Here is an 18,289-nt window from a genome sequence, read left to right on the forward strand (position 1 = left end):
TTCACCTTCCTCAAGGCCAAGGGCTATGAGGTCGGCACCTCGCTGCTCGAGGAGGACCAGCTGGAGAAGGTCAAGGGCTACATCGAGACCGCCGAGAAGAACGGCGTTGAGCTCGTGCTGCCGACCGACATCGTGGTGAACCCCGGCTTCCCGGCCGGCGATACCCCGATCGCCCCGGAGGTCGTGGCCGCCGACGCCATCCCGGCCGACAAGATGGGTCTGGACATCGGCCCCGACTCCGCCAAGCTGTTCCATGACAAGATCGTGGATTCGAAGACCGTGGTGTGGAACGGCCCGATGGGCGTGTTCGAGATCAAGGAGTTCGCGGCCGGCACCGCCGCCGTGGCCCAGGGGCTCGTCGACGCGACCGCGGCCGGCGCGTTCACCATCGTCGGCGGCGGCGACTCCGCCTCCGCGGTGCGCAACCTCGGCTTCCCGGAGGACGGCTTCTCGCACATCTCGACCGGCGGCGGCGCCTCCCTCGAGTTCCTCGAGGGCAAGCAGCTCCCGGGCCTGACCGTGCTCGCCTGATGTTCGCGGGACTCCCGCCGGTGGGGGCTGGAACGCACACGGTGCCACGCCAGCTCCCGCTCGCGGGAGCCTTTTGGTATGAGGAGGATGAATGGCGCTGAACCGCATCCCGTTGGTGGCGGGCAACTGGAAGATGAACTTTGACCACCGCGAGGCCACGTATTTCGTGCAGAAGCTGGCGTGGCTGCTGCGCGACGCGAAGTTCGACCATAAGCGCTGCGAGGTCGCGTTGTTCCCCTCGTTCACCTCCATCCGCAGCGTGCAGGTGCTGGTCGAGGCCGACCACCTGCGCATCCGGTATGGCGCGCAGTCCGTATCCGTCACCTCGCAGGGGGCATTCACCGGCGATGTCTCCGCAGATATGCTCGCCCATCTGGGGTGCTCCTATGTCATCGTCGGTCATTCGGAACGGCGCAAGTACCATCCCGAGGACGATGCGAACATCGTCGATCAGGTCCGCGCCGTCCTGGCGGCGGGCATGCAGCCGATTCTGTGCGTGGGGGAGAGCTTCGAGGAGCGCCGGCAGGGCATCGAACTCGACTTCGCCGTCGGCCAGGTCAACGACGTGACCCGCGACCTGTCGGACGAGGAGGCGTCCAAGCTCATCGTGGCCTACGAACCGGTGTGGGCCATCGGCACCGGCATGGTGGCCACCCCGCAGTCGGCGCAGGACGCCGCCAGGGCCATCCGCGACCACATGCAGGCCCGGTTCGGGGCGGCGACGGCGCAATCCGTGCGCATCCTGTACGGCGGGTCGGTGACGTCGCATAACGCCGTGCAGCTGATCACCCAGCCGGATGTGGACGGGTTCCTGATCGGCGGCGCCTCGCTGGATCCCGAGGAGCTGGCGCTTATCGCCCGGCTGACCGTCAAAACCGCGCGATAGCGACACACACGACCGTTGGCGCGAGGAAAACCCCGTATTCTCACAGGGTAGGGGTATTCTAGTTGGCAGTGTCTTACGAACTGGAGGTTCACCTGTGAACGCTTGGGAAGTTGTCGAGCTTGTTATGCAGATTGTTCTGGTCCTGCTCAGCGTGCTGCTCACGCTGCTCATCCTCATGCACCGAGGCAAGGGCGGCGGCCTGTCCGACATGTTCGGCGGCGGCCTGACCCAGAACGCGGGCACCTCCGGCGTGGCGGAGAAGAATCTGAACCGCTGGACCGTCATCATCGCGCTGCTGTGGGTGGCCATCGTCATCGCGCTCGGCCTGATGACCAAGTTCGGCGTGATCTGATTGGACGGATACCGTTGAAAACCCATGATGCCACGGCATCGTGGGTTTTTTCATGTTTCGGAGACGATGGAGGGAAGGACTCGTATGGTCACGATGAATCGGAACAAGGTGGTTGTGGTCGGCGCCGGCACCGTGGGGTCCACGGTCGCGTTCGGCCTGGTCAACTACGGCCTGTGCAACGAGGTGGTGCTGATCGACCCGAATCGGACGCGGGCGATGGGGGAGAGCCACGATCTGGATGACGGCAGCGAGTTCTTCGACCGTCATGTCAACGTGCATGTCGGCGATTACGCCGATTGTGCGAACGCCGATATCGTGGTCGTCACCGCGGGGCGGCGTCCGCCGCAGGGGTCGAGCCGGCTGCAGGAACTCGGGTTCACCGTCGGCATCGTCGGACAGATCGTGGACGACGTCATGGCCTCCGGGTTCGACGGCGTGCTCGTGATGGTGTCCAACCCCGTCGACGTCATGGCCTGGTATGCCTGGAAGCGCAGCGGACTGCCCCGTTCTCAGGTGCTCGGCACCGGCACCGCCCTGGACACCTCGCGTCTGAAGACGATCATCGGCGAGGAGACCGGACTGGACCCGCGCAACGTGGGAGGCTTCGTGATGGGTGAACACGGCGATTCCCAGTTCGTCCCGTGGTCCACGGTGTCGATCGGCGGCAAGCCGTTCGCACGATTCCTTTCCGACAACCAGGACCGTTTCTCGTCCGTATCGCTCGATGACCTCGAACGCAAGACCCGCGACCGCGGCAACGAGATCAAGGACGCCAAGGGCGGCACGAACTACGGCATCGCCTCCACGGTGGCCGGCATCGTGCAGACGATCCTGTGGGACGAACGGCGCATCGTTCCCGTGTCCACGCTGCTGGATGGCGAATACGGCGAACATGACGTGTTCCTCGGCGTTCCCACCGAATTGCGCGCCAACGGCGCCAACGAGATCGTCGAACTCGATCTGACCGCGCAGGAACGCGAACGGCTGCACCACTCCGCCCAGATCGTACGGACGTACTGCAGCGGCCTGCTCACGCACTGAACGGACCCGCACACCCATCGACGAGGAGGCCTCCCACCATGACCGCATCCCTGCCCCGCATGATCGTCGCCGATCTGGACGGCACGCTGCTGCATGACGCCGACACGTTCGAGGGACGGTTCATCACACGCCGTTCCATCGATGCGATCCACCGGTTGCATGACCGTGGGTTCATCTTCGCCATCGCCACCGCACGGCCGGTCAGCACCGGCTACGAGTTCGTCGAGAAGCTGCCGGTGGACGCCTGCGTCTACCTGAACGGCGCGCTGATCGACCTGTCGCCGGACCGCTCCGACTATGACATGCTGACCAGCGGCGTGTTCCCGCAGGACGGACACCTGCTGAAGATCGGGTTCCCCTCCGAACGCGCCGTTCAGGTCTGCCGGTATCTGCTTGAGGCGATGCCGGGGCTCAAGGTGGGCATTGTGATGGACGACATCCGGTACGTGAACTGGGATATCAGCGAGATGTGGAAATCCCAGCAGTTCGTCATCACGGATTTCTCCGACGTGCCGCCGGGAATCGCGGACAAGATCATCGCCGTGCCCCGCCCGGATCAATGGGATACGCTGCGCAGGCTCGTGCCGCCGGACTTTGAACTCAGCGTGAGCGAGAACACGTTGGCCATGCTGATGAATCCGCTGGCGAACAAGAAGCAGGCGCTGCGCACGCTGTGCGCCCGCATGGAGGTGCCGTTGGGGTCCACGGTGTCGTTCGGCGACGACCTCATCGACATCGCCATGCTGCGCGAGTCCGGTACGGGCGTGGCCGTGGCCAACGCCAATCCCCAGGTGCTGGCTGTGGCCGACGAGATCTGTCCCTCGAACAACGAGGACGGCGTGGCGCAGTGGCTGGAACGGCTGCTGGGGGAGTGAACCGGTCAGGCACCACGCTTCCGCATATTGAACTCTCGCCATTGCGAATTGAACTTCTGTCCGGCGATTTCAGTACAGTATTGAACCGGTAAGAACAACCATTGAACCGGATCGGAGCGCAGCTATGGATCGTACGTCGGTATTCGCGGCACGATTGAACTCGGCGATGCAGACGCACGGATTCAAGCAGATCGACATCGTCCACCGTGCCGAAGAGAGTGGCGTGAAGCTCGGCAAAAGCCATATCAGCCAGTATGTCAGTGGAAAGACCATGCCGCGCCCCGATATCGTCCGGTTCCTTGCAGCCACGCTGCAGGTCGATGAACGGTGGTTGCGCGGCGAGGACACCGCTCTGTCGCAACAGCCATCACCCGGCACCGCCGCCCCCTCCATCGACGGCCCATCGAAAGGAAAGCCCATGCGCAGGTTCCCCAAATCATCCAAGCTCGACAACGTGCTCTATGACGTCCGCGGCCCCGTGGTGGACGAGGCCGCGCGCATGGAGGCCGACGGCACCAGCGTGCTGAAGCTGAACATCGGCAACCCGGCGCCGTTCGGATTCCGCACCCCCGATGAGGTCGTGTACGACATGCGCCAGCAGCTCACCGACTGCGAGGGCTACTCGCCGGCCAAGGGCCTGTTCTCGGCCCGCAAGGCGATCATGCAGTACGCCCAGCTCAAGGGGCTGCCGAATGTGACGATCGACGACATCTACACCGGCAACGGCGTCTCCGAACTGATCAACCTGTCGATGTCCGCGCTGCTCGACACCGGCGACGAGGTGCTGGTGCCCTCGCCGGACTACCCGCTGTGGACGGCCTGCGTGAACCTGGCCGGCGGCACCGCCGTGCACTACGTATGCGACGAGCAGTCCGAATGGTATCCGGATATGGACGATATGCGCGCCAAGATCACCGACCGGACCAAGGCCATCGTCATCATCAATCCGAACAATCCGACCGGCGCGCTCTACCCGCGCGAGGTGCTGCAGCAGATCGTCGATATCGCGCGCGAGCATCAGCTCATCATCTTCTCCGACGAGATCTACGACCGCCTGGTCATGGACGGGCTTGAGCACATCTCCATCGCGTCGATGGCGCCGGATCTGTTCTGCGTCACGTTCTCCGGGCTGTCGAAGTCGCATATGATCGCCGGCTTCCGCATCGGATGGATGGTCCTGAGCGGTAACAAGCGGATCGCCGAGGACTATATCGAGGGCCTCAACATGCTCTCCAATATGCGCCTGTGCTCGAATGTGCCGGCGCAGTCGATCGTGCAGACCGCGCTCGGCGGTCACCAGAGCGTCAACGACTACATCGTGCCCGGCGGCCGCATCTACGAGCAGCGCGAGTACATCACCGAGGCGCTGAACTCGATCCCCGGCATCACCGCCGTCAAGCCGAAGGCGGCGTTCTACATCTTCCCGAAGATCGACGTCAAACGGTTCAACATCACCAACGACGAGCAGTTCGCACTGGACCTGCTGCGGGAGAAGAAGCTGCTGGTGGTACACGGCGGCGGGTTCAACTGGCATGAGCCGGACCACTTCCGCGTGGTCTACCTGCCGCGCATCGAGGTCCTCAAGGACGCCGTGAACCGCATGACCGACTTCTTCGGCCATTACCGGCAGTAGGGGCCGATTCACGGTTTCCGCACCGGCCGAGTTGTGAATTGAGATTGTTCCGTTTTCACACAATTCCGCACATGCGTGTCATTGGAATACCAGCGATTCGCCGGTGAAACGCACAAAGGTCGGATTCACGGTTTCGTAAAGGCCAAAACCGTGAATCCGGCCTCCATATGACTGAGGGGACGGTCCCGAAGGACCGCCCCCTCATGCTCTATGCGTCAATCAGCCGTTGACGCGGTCGATGCCGGACTGCACGTCGGCGATGACCGTATCCCAGGACTTGATGAAGGAGGCGACGCCGTCAGCCTCGAGCTTGTCGGTGACATCCTTGATGTTGATGCCCAGCTCGGCGAGCTTGTCCATCACGGCGTGGCTCTCCTCGTAGGTGCCCTCGATGCTCGGGGCGCCGTTGCCGTGGTCGGCCAGCGCGTTCAGGGTCTTCTCCGGCATGGTGTTGACGACGAACGGAGCGACCAGCTCGTCCACGTACTTGCAGTCGGAGTAGGCGGCGTTCTTGGTGCCGGTGGAGGCCCACAGCGGACGCTGCTTCTTGGCGCCCTTGGCTTCGAGGGCGGCCCAGCGCGGATCCTCGGCGAACTTCTTCTCGAACAGCTCGTAGGCCAGACGGGCGTTGGCCACGGCGGCCTTGCCTTCCAGGGCCTTGGCCTCGTCGGTGCCGATCTCCTCAAGCAGCTTGTCGACCGCGGTATCCACGCGGGAGACGAAGAAGGAGGCGACGGAGCCGATGTGCTTGAGATCGTGGCCATTGGCGTCAGCCTGGGCGATGCCCTCGATGAAGGCGTCGATGACCTGCTCGTAGCGCTCGAGCGAGAAGATCAGGGTGACGTTCACGGAGATGCCCTTGGCCAGGGTGGCGGTGATGGCCGGCAGACCCTCGAGGGTGGCCGGGATCTTGATCATCGCGTTCGGACGGTTGACCTTCTCCCACAGCTCCACGGCCTGCTGCTCGGTGGCTTCGGTCTCGTGGGCCAGACGCGGGTCGACCTCGATGGAGACACGGCCGTCGACGAAGTCGGTCTTCTCGGCGATCTCACGGAAGATGTCGGTCGCATTGCGCACGTCGGTGGTAGTCAGCTCGCGGATGGCGGTCTCCACGTCGACCTTGCCGAGCTCCTTGAGCTGGGCGTCGTACGGGCCGACCTGGCTCAGGGCCTTCTGGAAGATGGACGGGTTGGTGGTGACACCGACCACGTTCTTCTCGGCGATGAGCTCCTGCAGGCTGCCGGACTCGATGCGGGTGCGGGACAGGTCGTCCAGCCAGATCGAGACGCCGGAGTCGGACGTACGCTGCGTTGCTTCAGTCATTTGTTGTTCTCCTTTTGATTCCGATATGGAACAAATCCATGATGTCAGGCCGCCGGAACAGTTGTCGTTCGTTGACGCCGTCTCCGGCGGCCTGGCTATTCAGTTATTCGATGGCTCAGACCGGTCGCGGACCGGTCCGGGACTCACTTGGCTTCGTCGATGGAGGCCTTGGCGGCTTCGACCACATGCTCGGCGGTGATGCCGAGGTCGATCATGTTCTGCGCGCCGTCGCCCTGCAGACCGAACTGCTCGATCGAGACGGGCTTGCCGTAGGCGCCGAGGTACTTGTACCACGGCATGGCCAGACCGGCCTCCACGGAGACACGGGCCTTGACGGAAGCCGGCAGCACGGACTCCTTGTACTCGGCGTCCTGCTCCTCGAACCATTCCATCGAGACCATGGAGACCACGCGGGCCTTGATGCCCTCATCGGCCAGGGTCTTGGCGGCGGCCACGGCCCACTGGACCTCGGAGCCGGAGGCCATGATGATCACGTCCGGGGTGCCCTCGGTGTCGACGAGCACGTAGGCGCCCTTCCTCACGCCGTCCTTGGCCTTCTCGGAGGTCTCGGCGAGGGTCGGCACACCCTGGCGGGTCAGGATCATGGCGGTCGGGTAGGTGTTCTCCTTCTCGAAGAACGCACGGTAGGCCTCGGCGGTCTCCCACTGGTCGGCCGGGCGGACGACCTCGAACTGCGGGATGGCGCGGAAGGAGGCCAGGTGCTCGATCGGCTGGTGGGTCGGGCCGTCCTCGCCGAGGGCCACGGAGTCGTGGGTCCACACGTAGAGGTTCGGGACCTCCATCAGCGCGGCCAGACGGCAGGCGGCACGCTCGTAATCGGCGAACTGGAAGAAGGTGCCGTTGAACACGCGGGTGTCCGAACCGAGCAGGATGCCGTTGGTGATGGCGCCCATGGCGAACTCGCGCACGCCGAAGTGCAGCTGACGGCCATAGACCGAGCAGTTCGGATGCTGGGTGGTGGCGAACTCCTCCGGCACGAAGGACGCGGCGCCCTTGATGTCGGTGTTGTTCGAGCCGCCCAGATCGGCGGAACCGCCCCACAGCTCGGGCATGACGGCGGCCAGCGCGTTGAGTACGGCACCGGAGGCCTTGCGGGTGGCGACCTTGGCGCCGACCTCATAACCGGCCTCCAGGTCGTCGATGGCCTTGTCGAAGTCCTCGGGCAGCTTGCCGGCGTGGATGCGCTCGTACAGGGCGGCCTTGTCCGGGTTGGCGGCGGCCCACTTGGCGAAGGCCTCATCCCACTCGGCATGGGCCTTCAGACCACGCTCGGCGACCTTGCGGGCATTGGCCAGGGCCTCCTCGTCGACCGGGAAGTCGACGTCCGGATCGAAGCCCAGGGTCTCCTTGAGGCCGCGGACGGCGTCGACGCCGAGGGCGGAGCCGTGCGAGGACGGATCGTTGGTCTTGCCCGGGGTCGGCCACGCGATGAGGGTGTCGACCTTGATGAACTTCGGGCGATCGGTGACCTGCTCGGCCTTCTCGAGCACCTTGGTCAGGCCCTCGATGTCCTCCTTGTAGGAGCCATCGGGCTGGATGAAGCTGATTTCATCGGTGTACCAGCCGTAGGCCTCGTAACGCTTGAGGATGTCCTCGGCGAAGGCGATCTTGGTCTCGCCCTCGATCTGGATGTGGTTGGCGTCGAAGATCACGGTCAGGTTGCCGAGCTTCTGGTTGCCGGCGAGCGAGCAGGCCTCGGAGGAGACGCCTTCCTCAACGTCGCCTTCGCCGCAGATGACCCACACCTTGTGATCGAACGGCGAGGTGCCCTCGGGGGCGTCCGGATCCAGCAGGCCGCGCTCGAAGCGCTGGCCGTAGGCGAAGCCGACGGCGGAGGCCAGACCCTGGCCCAGCGGGCCGGTGGTCATCTCGATGCCCGGGGTCAGGCCGACTTCGGGATGGCCCGGGGTACGGGTGTCCTTGCCGCCACGGAAGTTCTTGAGGTCGTCCAGGGTCACGCCGTAGCCGGAGAAGTACAGCTGCACGTACTGGGTCAGCGAGGCATGGCCGCCGGAGAGAATGAAGCGATCACGGCCGGCCCACTTCGGGTCGTTCGGATCGTGCTTGATGAAGCGCTGATAAAGGGTGTAGGCGATCGGAGCCAGCGACACCGGGGAGCCGGGATGGCCGTGACCGGCCTTCTGAACGGCGTCCGCAGAGAGCACCTTCGCCATCTTGATGGCGCGCTCGTCCAATTCAGACCACGTGTTATCGGTCATAGATTCTACTTTCCTTCCAATACGTCGAACGCCACGCCTTCGGCTTGTGCCGGGCCATGAACGTCCTCACATTGCTCTTACATCCTAACTTTCAAGACCGACCTGACAAGGCATTGTTCGCGTGTTTTCGGCCATTTCGCAATGTTAACGCTCACAATTCAGCTCCCGTTCACCTGCAACGAACGGATTAGCACTCCGACGCATGGACTGCTAATACAATGGGGAATGATCGAACACTCAGTCCAACACGCGGGACACGCCCGATACAGCACAAGGAGGCACGGGATGACACAGTCACGACGCATGCTGGTACTGCGTGCCGTCGTCGAGGACTACATCCGCTCCCAAGAACCCGTCGGCTCCTCGGCGGTGGCCCACAACCACGATCTGGGCGTCAGTTCCGCAACCATCCGCAACGACATGGCCGCCCTGGAGGACGAGGGATACCTCACCCAACCCCACACATCCGCCGGCCGCATCCCCACCGAGAAGGGCTACCGGTATTTCGTGGACCGGCTGGCCACCATCGCCCCGATCTCCGAAGCACAGCGCCGCGGCATCAACAGCTTCCTGTCCGGATCGGTCAGCCTGGAGGACACCCTGCACCGCGCGGCGCGGCTGCTGGCCCAGATCACCGGTCAGGTCGCCGTGGTCGCCTCCCCGTCGCTGTCCAAATCCACGCTGCGTCACGTCGAGATCGTCCCCGTGTCCATGTCCGCGCTGCTGGCGGTGGCCATCACCGATACCGGACGCGTGGCCCAGCACCTGCTCTCCGTGGGCGTCATGCCCCGCGCCAACGAGCTCTCCCGGTTCTGCACGCGGGTCAACGCCGTCTGCGACGGGCAGACGCTGGCTCAGGCCGCACGCCTCACGCGGGACATGATCACCGACCCGCAATGGCAGCCGATGCGGCAGCTGGCCGAATCGCTGGCGGGGGCGTTCGCCTCGATGGCCGATGACGAACGGACCAGCGAGCTGTACATGGCCGGCACATCCCGGCTGGCGCACCAGCGGACCCTGGCCGATCTGGCCCCGCTGTTCGACGCGTTGGAAGAACAGGTCGTCCTGATGAGGCTGATGAGCGCCCTCAGCGAGGAGGCGCACGAGAACGGTGTCAGCGTGGCCATCGGTTCCGAGACGCATACGCCGGGGCTGCTGCACGCCTCGGTGGTGACCAGCGGATACGGCCGCATCGACGCGGCGGCGGGGGAGTCGGACGCGGACGGCGGCGTCGAACGCGTCGAAGGATCCGAGCCTGTGGCGTTCGTGGGATCCATCGGCCCCACGCACATGGATTACGCCACCACCATGGCCGCGGTCCGCGCCGTGGCCCGGTACCTCACCGCGTTCCTGGCCCATGACGGCCCCGCAACGCGCGCCTGACCCAGCCTTATGGCACAATGACTCGCGAACAATCAACACGAAGGAACAAACCAGTGGCAGATTACTACGAAGTATTGGGCGTGGACCGATCGGCCAGCGATGATGATATCAAGAAGGCGTATCGCAAGATGAGCCGCAAGTACCATCCCGACCTTGCCGGCCCGGAATTCGAGGAGCAGTACAAAGAGGTCAACAACGCCTACGAAGTGCTGTCCGACCCCGAGAAGCGGCGGATGTACGACGCCGGGGTCGACCCGAACAACCCGAACGCTGGCGGCTTCAGCGGCGGCGGTTTCGGCATGGGGGATATGGGCGATATCTTCGGCCAGTTCTTCGGCGGGGCGTTCGGTGGCGGCGGCCAGGGGCCGATTCCCCGCACCCAGCCCGGCCGCGACGCGCTGGCCAGCGCGTCGGTGGACCTGAAAACCGTGGTGTTCGGCGGCACCGCGCATGTCAAGATCAACACGTTCGGACTGTGCCAGGAGTGCGGCGGTTCCGGTGCCGTCGGCGGCGCCCAGCCCGCCACCTGCCCGGACTGCCACGGACAGGGATACATGCAGAAGGTCGTGCGCACGATGCTCGGCCAGATGATGACCTCGGCCCCCTGCGAGCGCTGCGAGGGCCACGGCACGATCATCCCCAACCCCTGCCCCTCGTGCATGGGCCACGGACGCGTGCGCACCACGCGCACCGTCGGCGTGACGATCCCCGCGGGCATCAGCGACAACTCACGGCTGCGCCTGGCCAACCAGGGCGAGGTCGGCGAGGGCGGCGGTGCCGCCGGCGACCTGTATATCGACGTGCGGATCAAAGCCGACAAGCAGTACACGCGCAACGGCGATGACCTGCACTGCTGGATTCAGGTGCCGATGACCTGGGCCGTGCTGGGGCACGATCTGCAGATCGAGACCTTCGACGGCGCGCAGAACGTCACGATTCCCGCCGGGTGCCAGCCGGAGGACACGGTGACACTCAAGGGACTCGGCGTTACACGGCTGCGGTCCAATGGCGAGCGCGGCGATCTGGTGGCCCATGTGGCGGTGCGCATCCCCACCAAGCTCAGCGACGAGGAGCGCGACCTGATCGAGCGGTTCGAGGCCAGCCATGACGCGGACGCCACGCATGTGACGCAGAGCTCGCGGCCGACCGCCGGCGCGAAGAAGGGCTTCTTCTCCAAGCTCAAGGACGCGTTGAGCTGAAACATTATAGACGCCCGGCCTGGCCGGCCTCGTCGGACTTGATCCGCATCGATGGCCGGCCAGGCCGGGCGTTTCTTATATCTGTATCTCTCAGCGAAGCGTGGACAGCAGCGAGCGGCACATCGACCGGTATTCGCTGACGTACCCGCCGCCGAAGAACACGCAGTGACCGGCGATCGGGTACAGCTGCCACAGCGTGCGGCGCTCCAGATACCCGGCCTTCAACGGGTGCACGGACTGGTATCCCTCCAGGATCTCGGTCAGATACGTCATCCCGAACAGGTGCAGCATCGCCAGGTCCTCCTCGCGGTGCCCGCCGTGCGCGGCCGGGTCGATCAGCACGGCCTCACAGGTGCCCGAATCGTCCGCCCACATCACATTGCCGCTCCACAGGTCGCCGTGGACGCGTGCGGGCTTGTCGTCGGCCGCGCGTCCCAGCAGCTGCGGCAGCGCATCGATGACGCGTTCGGTCAGTTCCCGGTCGGTGCGGTCGAGTTCCCCGCGGGCCACGCCGAGCTCGACCATCGGCCGCAGCCGCCCCTCGGCCAGGTATGTGGCGACGTCGGTCCAGGTTCCCGTATCCATCGGCACCGGATCCTGCAACGGCCCGAAATAGCAGGTCCCTTCATATCCGTCCGGGGCCGAACCGAAATACGTTGCACCCGCGTCATGCATCCGGGCCAGGGCGACGCCAAACGCGCGAGCCGCCTCCCGCGTGGGCGCGCAGGGGGAGATGCGCTCGATATCCAGGTATCCCTCGCCCCAGTCGTACACGTCCGCCACACGCGGACCGCCCTGCGCGTGGGCGGCACCCAGCCATTGCAGCCCCCGTCCCTCGCATTCGAAGAATCCCTTGGGACTGAACATCCTGCTCTTGTGGTACGTCGCCATGCCGTGTGCCGCCTTTCCTGCCGGCCGCAGCCCGACGATCGCGGCCGCGGCTCCTCGATTCCGGAACGCTTCACCATTGTGGGTTCGCTGGCCGACATCGCGGCCCCTGCTCTGTTGCGCCCTGGCGCTAGGGTGGGGTGTTGACGTTGCAGAGCCAATCATGGAACAAGAGGGATTATGAATTTCTTCGAAGCGATCGTGCTCGGTCTGGTGCAGGCGTTGACCGAGTATCTGCCGGTTTCGTCCAGCGCCCATATCCGCATCCTCGGCGATCTGATGTTGGGGTCGGATCCGGGTGCGGCGTTCACCGCCATCATCCAGCTGGGCACCGAACTGGCCGTGTTGCTGTATTTCCGCAGGGACATCATCAACATCCTGACAGCCTGGTTCCGTTGTCTGTTCGGGCATGAGGGCACCGACTGGCGTTCCCGCATGGGCGCCGGGAACAAGGACGCGCGACTGGGCTGGTACATCATCCTGGGCACGCTGCCGATTCTGATCAGCGGTCTGCTGTTCAAGGACATGATCGAGACCACGCTGCGCAACCTGTGGATCACCGTGACCGTGCTGCTGGTGTTCGGCGTGCTGCTGTGGATTGTGGACGCCAAGTCGCGTCAGATCAAGACGATGGAGGAGATGACTGCCAAGGACGCGTTCATCTTCGGTCTGGGCCAGATGCTGGCGCTGATCCCGGGCGTCTCGCGTTCCGGCGGCACGATCACCGTGGGCCGTGCGATGGGCTACACCCGTGAGGCCGCGGTGCGAGTCAGCTTCCTGATGGCGATTCCCGCCGTGTTCGGCGCCGGCATCCTGGAGACGGTCAGCGCGATCAAGGACCTCAGCGCGGGCGACGCGGGGATGTTCCCGGGGTGGGGGCCGACCATCGTGGCCGCGATCGTGAGCTTCGTCGTCGGATATATCGTGATCATCGGTTTCCTGAAGTTCGTGTCCACGTTCTCGTACAAGGCGTTCGCGATCTACCGCATCGCGCTGGCCGTGGTGGTGGCGATCCTGCTGATCGCCGGCGTGCTGCCTCCCATCGAGGCCGCCGTGGCCTGATCTGCGTTCTGCCGCCGCACGCCACTCGCAGCACAGTATGACGATGGCCGTGCACGTTTATCCAACGTGCACGGCCATCGTCATATTCCTCGAATCGTATGGTTCGAGATCGCCGTTCAGGGCCGTCGAGGCAGCGCCGTTGAGACAAACCCCAGTCAGGCGGGGGAGTTGCCGCAATCCTTGAGGAATTCCTCGGCTTCCTTCACCAGCTGCTCGGCCTGCGGAGCGTTGAACGGCGGCATGTCCCGCGCGGGGGATTCACCGTCGTAGGCGCGTTCCAGCTCCTTCACGTAGGCGTTCAGGTCATCATTGCACCGCATCAGTGCTGAGGCCTTGCCTCGCCACCGTTCGGCCCTCTTGCCCAACGTGCCGCCGTCCAAGGCGACCCCCAGCGCCATGGACAGATGGTCCAGCAGTCTCAGCGTGGCGGGGGCGCATTCGTCGCAGCCCAAGTACTGCGGGATCGACACCCACATCGACGTGGTGTCGTATCCGTCCTCGCAGGCCATGGCATCCAGGATGGTGGGGATGCCGACGGGCCCGTTGTATTCCTGGTCCATGCTGCACTGGCAGGTGCTGTCCGAGACGTCCACCGGCAACGGCCTGGTGTGCGGGCAGTCGGCGAACATGGCGCCCAGCGTGATGATGCGGTCCACCTCGAACTCCTCGGCCACGTGCAGGCTTTCCCTGCAGTATTCCAGCCACCGGTAGTTGGGCTCCGGCGCTATCTGCGCCAGCACGTGCAGCTCGGAGCTGATCGTGATGTCATAGAACGTGGTCTGGGGCCAGAGAATGCGCCTACGGCCCTGGATGTTGCAGGTGATGGGCCGGGCGACCTGATAGTCGTAGTACCCGTCGCACCGGATATGGCGCACCTCAGTGGACTCGTACGTCGCCACCAGGTGACGGATCACATCGGTGGCCGATTGACAGGCGTCGTTCCACCCCTCGAAAGCCGCCAGCAGGACGGTCGTTCTCCGCGCTTCACTCATACTTCATAATCTAACGTGCCGATCCCTCTTACGGTAATCGCTTTGCCATCGGTGAAGCAGATGCTCACTAAACGTTGCAATTCCAACGAAAAGACGCACACGACACGCGCGCGACACGCTGATTTTGCAAATCACACGATTGTCGTTATAGTAGTTACTCGTGCTCAGGCGGCGGGAACGCTGCGGAGAGCATCGCGGACATAGCTTAGTTGGTAAAGCGCAACCTTGCCAAGGTTGAGACCGCGGGTTCGAGTCCCGTTGTCCGCTCTAAGGTCCGAAGAGTTGACGACCTTTACGGTGGGTTAGCCAAGCGGTTAGGCAGCGGCCTGCAAAGCCGTATAGACGAGTTCGACTCTCGTACCCACCTCTCGGTGGCGGGCGCAAGTCCGTCGGCGAGACGCAGACCCGGGCGGTTGGCGCAGTGGTAGCGCACTTCCCTGACACGGAAGGGGTCACAAGTTCGAATCTTGTATCGCCCACTCACGGAGGAGACTCCGTATAACTGAAGAGATTACGGGTGATTGGCGCAGCGGCTAGCGCACTTCCTTCACACGGAAGGGGTCGTAGGTTCGATTCCTACATCACCCACTGGGCTCCCACTTCTCACGGTGGGAATCCTTTGCGGACATAGCTTAGTTGGTAAAGCGCAACCTTGCCAAGGTTGAGACCGCGGGTTCGAGTCCCGTTGTCCGCTCCATGATTGGCCGTCATGCCTGATGGTATGGCGGTTTTTTCATGCCCCGGGCGGTTGGCGCAGTGGTAGCGCACTTCCCTGACACGGAAGGGGTCACAAGTTCGAATCTTGTATCGCCCACCCACATCCTTCCCGATTCTCCGACACGGCGGTCATCCGAACGGCACCAGCCATCCGTCTCACGCCGCCATACCCAACCCCGACCAACGCCGAGGCCCAGGTTCCAACACCATACGCACCGCGGAGATCATCGGACAGAACCATACGAACATGACGTCGGAACGCGACCGGCCGCCCCGGGACATGCCTTGTCGCACGCGCCCCCTATCGTGTGTGCTGTCAACACCACAGTCCAGGTCTGCACATTGGTACCGCGGACCCCGATAGCAAAGGACATCCCATGGCTGAACAAACCATCTCCATCACGATCAACGACGAACGGAAGGAGGTGGATGCAAGCCTCACCGGAACCGAACTGTTCGCCGAGAACAAGGACATCATCGCCGTGCGTCTGAACGGCGAACCCCGCGACCTGTACACGCCGCTGCACGACGGCGACGTGGTCGAACCGATCACCCTCGACAGCGAGGATGGTCTGGCCATCATGCGCCATTCGGCCACGCATGTCATGGCCCAGGCGGTCCAGGAGATCCGCCCGGATGCCAAGCTCGGCATCGGTCCGGTCATCAAGAACGGTTTCTACTACGACTTCGACGTCAAGGATCCGTTCACCCCGGAGGATCTCAAGGAGATCGAGAAGCGCATGCAGCGGATCATCAAGTCCGCGCAGTCGTTCCGCCGCCGCGCGGTCACCGAAGAGGAGGCCCGCGCCGAGGAGGCCGACCAGCCGTACAAGCTCGAACTGATCGGAGACAAGGAGGCCGCGCTCGACCCCGAGGCCGCCACCGAGGTCAGCCAGGCCGAGCTGAGCATGTACGATAACGTGGACCGCGAGGGCAACACCGTCTGGAAGGACCTGTGCCGCGGCCCGCACCTGCCGAACACCCGCTTCATCAAGGCCTTCAAGCTGGAGCGCGTGGCAGCCGCCTACTGGCGCGGCTCCGAGAAGAACCCGATGCTGCAGCGCATCTACGGCACAGCATGGGCCAGCAAGGACGACCTGAAGGCCTACATGCAGCGCATGGAGGAGGCCGCCAAGCGCGACCACCGCAAGCTGGGCCAGGAGATGGACCTGTTCTCCTTCCCGGAGGAGCTGGGCCCGGGTCTGGCCGTGTTCCATCCCAAGGGCGCGGCGATCATCAACGCCATGCAGGACTACTCGCGCGAAATGCACCGCAAGCACCACTACAGCTTCGTGCAGACCCCGCACATCACCAAGGGCCATCTCTATGAGATCTCGGGCCACCTGCAGTGGTACAAGGACGGCATGTACCCGCCGATGCGCATCGACGAGGAGAAGGACGAGAACGGCAACATCGTCAAGCAGGGCTTCGACTACTACCTGAAGCCGATGAACTGCCCGATGCACAACCTGATCTTCCGTTCCCGTCAGCGCTCCTACCGCGAGCTGCCGCTGCGCCTGTTCGAGTTCGGCACGGTCTACCGGTACGAGAAGTCCGGCGTGGTGCACGGCCTGACCCGCGTGCGCGGCCTGACGCAGGATGATTCGCATATCTACTGCACCCGCGAGCAGATGCGCGACGAGCTGAAGAACCTGCTGACCTTCGTGCTGAACCTGCTCAAGGACTTCGGCCTGAACGACTTCTATCTGGAGCTGTCCACCAAGGACGAGCACAAGTTCGTCGGCTCCGACGAGATCTGGGAGGAGGCCACCAACACGCTGGCCGAGGTGGCCAAGGAATCCGGGCTCGAACTCGTGGCTGATCCGGGCGGCGCCGCGTTCTACGGTCCGAAGATCTCCGTGCAGGCCCGTGACGCGATCGGCCGCACCTGGCAGGTCTCCACGATCCAGCTGGACTTCAACTTGCCCGAGCGCTTCGGCCTGGAGTACATCGCCGCCGACGGCACGCATCAGCGTCCGGTGATGATTCACCGCGCGCTGTTCGGCTCGATCGAGCGTTTCTTCGCCATCCTGCTGGAGCACTACGCGGGCGCGTTCCCGGCGTGGCTGGCCCCGGTGCAGGTGCTCGGCATTCCGGTGGCCGACGAGTTCGCGCCGCATCTGGCCGGGTTCGTCAAGTCCCTGGAGGACGAGATGGTCCGTTGCGAGATCGACTACTCGGACGACCGCTTCGGCAAGAAGATCCGCAACGCCTCGAAGTCCAAGGTGCCGTTCATCCTCATCGTCGGCGAGGAGGATATGTCCAAGAACGCGGTGAGCTTCCGCTTCCGCGACGGCAGCCAGCTCAACGGCGTGCCGGTGGATCAGGCCAGGGCCTGGGTCCTGGAGGCCATCGCCAAGCGCGTCCAGATCAACACCGCGGACGATTTCAAGGCCGCGGTCGGCGAGCCGGTCGAAGCCGCCGACGCCGAGTGACGGCGTAGCGCCAACGACTCGATGACAACGGGGATGGAGCGGACTGTTCCATCCCCGTTCCGTTAGGCGTCGCCTACAATATGTGTTGGTGACCAGCGAAGGAGGCAATCATGGTTGATGAGACGATGCGCGTGGACGACCCCGCGCAGTTCCCGCCGCAGGAGGATACGGTCGAGCGGTTGTGGACGCCGCAGCGCATGACCTACGTGCTGCGCAATGACGAAGGCAAGGTCACCAAACCCAAGACCAAGGAGTGCCCGTTCTGCGCGGGACCGAACAAGTCCGACGAGGACGGTCTGATCGCCTGGCGCGGCACGCATGTGTTCGCCATCATGAACCTGTACCCGTACAACGTGGGGCATCTGATGATCTGCCCGTACCGCCACGTCAGTCTCATCACCGATCTGGACGACGCCGAGCTCTTCGAGTTCGAGAAGGCCACCACGCTGGCGATGACGGTAATGAAGGAGGTCTCGCACCCTGACGGCTGGAACATCGGCATCAACCAGGGCGAGGTGGCCGGCGCCGGCATCGCCGCACACCTGCATCAGCATGTGGTGCCGCGCTGGAACGGTGACGCGAACTTCATGCCGATCGTGGCGCAGACCCGCACGATGCCGATCCTGCTGTCCGACCAGCGCGCCGCCTACGCGCAGGCGTTCGATAAGCTGGCGGCCGACTTCGGTCTGCCGTCCGAGCACTGATTGCACGGATACCGGCGGCCGTTGTACC

General features: G+C 64.2%; 15 protein-coding genes and 6 tRNA genes. 17 read left to right on the forward strand and 4 right to left on the reverse strand.

The features are described from left to right. The 6 genes from pgk to B4C31_RS01800 all read left to right on the forward strand — a co-directional run. The coding region (pgk, locus tag B4C31_RS01775; protein ID WP_291531092.1) for a phosphoglycerate kinase at nt 1-531 on the forward strand (531 nt) is incomplete at its 5' end. Nucleotides 532-622: 91 nt separating this feature from the next. After that, nucleotides 623-1,417 (forward strand): triose-phosphate isomerase, encoded by a 795-nt coding sequence (tpiA, locus tag B4C31_RS01780; protein ID WP_291531093.1) that lies wholly within the window; start codon nt 623-625, stop codon nt 1,415-1,417. A gap of 124 nt (nt 1,418-1,541) precedes the next feature. Beyond that, the gene (gene secG, locus B4C31_RS01785) at nt 1,542-1,769 is read left to right on the forward strand and encodes a preprotein translocase subunit SecG (RefSeq protein ID WP_033505638.1); all 228 of its coding nucleotides are present in this window, start codon (nt 1,542-1,544) and stop codon (nt 1,767-1,769) included. 84 nt (nt 1,770-1,853) lie between these two features. Further along, nucleotides 1,854-2,810: an L-lactate dehydrogenase gene (locus B4C31_RS01790; RefSeq protein ID WP_291531094.1), complete on the forward strand. Its 957-nt coding sequence runs from the start codon at nt 1,854-1,856 to the stop codon at nt 2,808-2,810. 38 nt (nt 2,811-2,848) lie between these two features. After that, on the forward strand, nt 2,849-3,685 hold the full coding sequence (locus B4C31_RS01795) for an HAD family hydrolase (protein ID WP_291531095.1): 837 nt from the start codon (nt 2,849-2,851) through the stop codon (nt 3,683-3,685). A gap of 124 nt (nt 3,686-3,809) precedes the next feature. After that, nucleotides 3,810-5,318, forward strand: coding sequence for an aminotransferase class I/II-fold pyridoxal phosphate-dependent enzyme (locus tag B4C31_RS01800; RefSeq protein ID WP_291531096.1), 1,509 nt, complete (start codon nt 3,810-3,812; stop codon nt 5,316-5,318). Nucleotides 5,319-5,537: 219 nt separating this feature from the next. On the opposite strand, the gene tal is transcribed toward B4C31_RS01800, so the two are convergent. Then, nucleotides 5,538-6,641 (reverse strand): transaldolase, encoded by a 1,104-nt coding sequence (tal, locus tag B4C31_RS01805; RefSeq protein ID WP_033505643.1) that lies wholly within the window; start codon nt 6,639-6,641, stop codon nt 5,538-5,540. A 143-nt stretch (nt 6,642-6,784) separates the two neighbouring features. After that, nucleotides 6,785-8,881, reverse strand: coding sequence for a transketolase (gene tkt, locus B4C31_RS01810; RefSeq protein ID WP_291531097.1), 2,097 nt, complete (start codon nt 8,879-8,881; stop codon nt 6,785-6,787). Between the two features lie 285 nt (nt 8,882-9,166). On the opposite strand from tkt, the gene hrcA reads away from it, so the two are divergent. Both hrcA and dnaJ read left to right on the forward strand, forming a co-directional pair. Further along, nucleotides 9,167-10,264: a heat-inducible transcriptional repressor HrcA gene (hrcA, locus tag B4C31_RS01815; protein ID WP_193530987.1), complete on the forward strand. Its 1,098-nt coding sequence runs from the start codon at nt 9,167-9,169 to the stop codon at nt 10,262-10,264. A gap of 53 nt (nt 10,265-10,317) precedes the next feature. Continuing rightward, entirely contained in the window at nt 10,318-11,463 is a 1,146-nt protein-coding gene (dnaJ, locus tag B4C31_RS01820; protein WP_193530986.1) for a molecular chaperone DnaJ, read from the forward strand. A gap of 90 nt (nt 11,464-11,553) precedes the next feature. On the opposite strand, the gene B4C31_RS01825 is transcribed toward dnaJ, so the two are convergent. Continuing rightward, nucleotides 11,554-12,354, reverse strand: coding sequence for a fructosamine kinase family protein (locus B4C31_RS01825; protein ID WP_291531098.1), 801 nt, complete (start codon nt 12,352-12,354; stop codon nt 11,554-11,556). A gap of 177 nt (nt 12,355-12,531) precedes the next feature. Between B4C31_RS01825 and B4C31_RS01830 the strand changes: the two genes are divergently transcribed. After that, entirely contained in the window at nt 12,532-13,413 is an 882-nt protein-coding gene (locus B4C31_RS01830; RefSeq protein ID WP_291531099.1) for an undecaprenyl-diphosphate phosphatase, read from the forward strand. Between the two features lie 155 nt (nt 13,414-13,568). Here B4C31_RS01830 and B4C31_RS01835 read toward each other — a convergent pair whose 3' ends face one another. After that, nucleotides 13,569-14,405 (reverse strand): PAC2 family protein, encoded by an 837-nt coding sequence (locus B4C31_RS01835; protein ID WP_291531100.1) that lies wholly within the window; start codon nt 14,403-14,405, stop codon nt 13,569-13,571. A 194-nt stretch (nt 14,406-14,599) separates the two neighbouring features. Here B4C31_RS01835 and B4C31_RS01840 point away from each other — a divergent pair. From B4C31_RS01840 to B4C31_RS01875, 8 genes are all read left to right on the forward strand, one after another. After that, nucleotides 14,600-14,672 (forward strand) — tRNA-Gly (locus B4C31_RS01840). A 29-nt stretch (nt 14,673-14,701) separates the two neighbouring features. Further along, nucleotides 14,702-14,772 (forward strand) — tRNA-Cys (locus B4C31_RS01845). Between the two features lie 40 nt (nt 14,773-14,812). Further along, nucleotides 14,813-14,884: transfer RNA gene (locus B4C31_RS01850), tRNA-Val, on the forward strand. 36 nt (nt 14,885-14,920) lie between these two features. After that, nucleotides 14,921-14,993, forward strand: a tRNA-Val gene (locus B4C31_RS01855). Nucleotides 14,994-15,026: 33 nt separating this feature from the next. After that, nucleotides 15,027-15,102 (forward strand) — tRNA-Gly (locus tag B4C31_RS01860). Nucleotides 15,103-15,147: 45 nt separating this feature from the next. Then, nucleotides 15,148-15,219, forward strand: a tRNA-Val gene (locus tag B4C31_RS01865). A 280-nt stretch (nt 15,220-15,499) separates the two neighbouring features. Beyond that, nucleotides 15,500-17,557 carry a threonine--tRNA ligase gene (thrS, locus tag B4C31_RS01870; protein ID WP_291531101.1) on the forward strand — a complete coding sequence of 686 codons (2,058 nt, stop codon included), beginning with the start codon at nt 15,500-15,502 and terminating at the stop codon, nt 17,555-17,557. Between the two features lie 110 nt (nt 17,558-17,667). Then, nucleotides 17,668-18,261 carry an HIT family protein gene (locus B4C31_RS01875; protein WP_291531102.1) on the forward strand — a complete coding sequence of 198 codons (594 nt, stop codon included), beginning with the start codon at nt 17,668-17,670 and terminating at the stop codon, nt 18,259-18,261. Nucleotides 18,262-18,289: the final 28 nt, after the last annotated feature.

The organism is Bifidobacterium sp. UBA4282 (genome assembly GCF_002394995.1).
GTDB lineage: Bacteria > Actinomycetota > Actinomycetes > Actinomycetales > Bifidobacteriaceae > Bifidobacterium > Bifidobacterium pullorum_B.

What these genes read in the sequence shown, in the direction of transcription:
- tal (WP_033505643.1), bottom strand. Translation starts at nt 6,641, where the DNA reads ATGACTGAAGCAACGCAGCGTACGTCCGACTCCGGCGTCTCGATCTGG.
- hrcA (WP_193530987.1), top strand. Translation starts at nt 9,167, where the DNA reads ATGACACAGTCACGACGCATGCTGGTACTGCGTGCCGTCGTCGAGGAC.
- B4C31_RS01790 (WP_291531094.1), top strand. Translation starts at nt 1,854, where the DNA reads ATGGTCACGATGAATCGGAACAAGGTGGTTGTGGTCGGCGCCGGCACC.
- B4C31_RS01835 (WP_291531100.1), bottom strand. Translation starts at nt 14,405, where the DNA reads ATGAGTGAAGCGCGGAGAACGACCGTCCTGCTGGCGGCTTTCGAGGGG.
- B4C31_RS01800 (WP_291531096.1), top strand. Translation starts at nt 3,810, where the DNA reads ATGGATCGTACGTCGGTATTCGCGGCACGATTGAACTCGGCGATGCAG.
- secG (WP_033505638.1), top strand. Translation starts at nt 1,542, where the DNA reads ATGCAGATTGTTCTGGTCCTGCTCAGCGTGCTGCTCACGCTGCTCATC.
- tpiA (WP_291531093.1), top strand. Translation starts at nt 623, where the DNA reads ATGGCGCTGAACCGCATCCCGTTGGTGGCGGGCAACTGGAAGATGAAC.
- B4C31_RS01795 (WP_291531095.1), top strand. Translation starts at nt 2,849, where the DNA reads ATGACCGCATCCCTGCCCCGCATGATCGTCGCCGATCTGGACGGCACG.
- B4C31_RS01830 (WP_291531099.1), top strand. Translation starts at nt 12,532, where the DNA reads ATGAATTTCTTCGAAGCGATCGTGCTCGGTCTGGTGCAGGCGTTGACC.
- tkt (WP_291531097.1), bottom strand. Translation starts at nt 8,881, where the DNA reads ATGACCGATAACACGTGGTCTGAATTGGACGAGCGCGCCATCAAGATG.
- B4C31_RS01875 (WP_291531102.1), top strand. Translation starts at nt 17,668, where the DNA reads ATGGTTGATGAGACGATGCGCGTGGACGACCCCGCGCAGTTCCCGCCG.
- B4C31_RS01825 (WP_291531098.1), bottom strand. Translation starts at nt 12,354, where the DNA reads ATGGCGACGTACCACAAGAGCAGGATGTTCAGTCCCAAGGGATTCTTC.
- thrS (WP_291531101.1), top strand. Translation starts at nt 15,500, where the DNA reads ATGGCTGAACAAACCATCTCCATCACGATCAACGACGAACGGAAGGAG.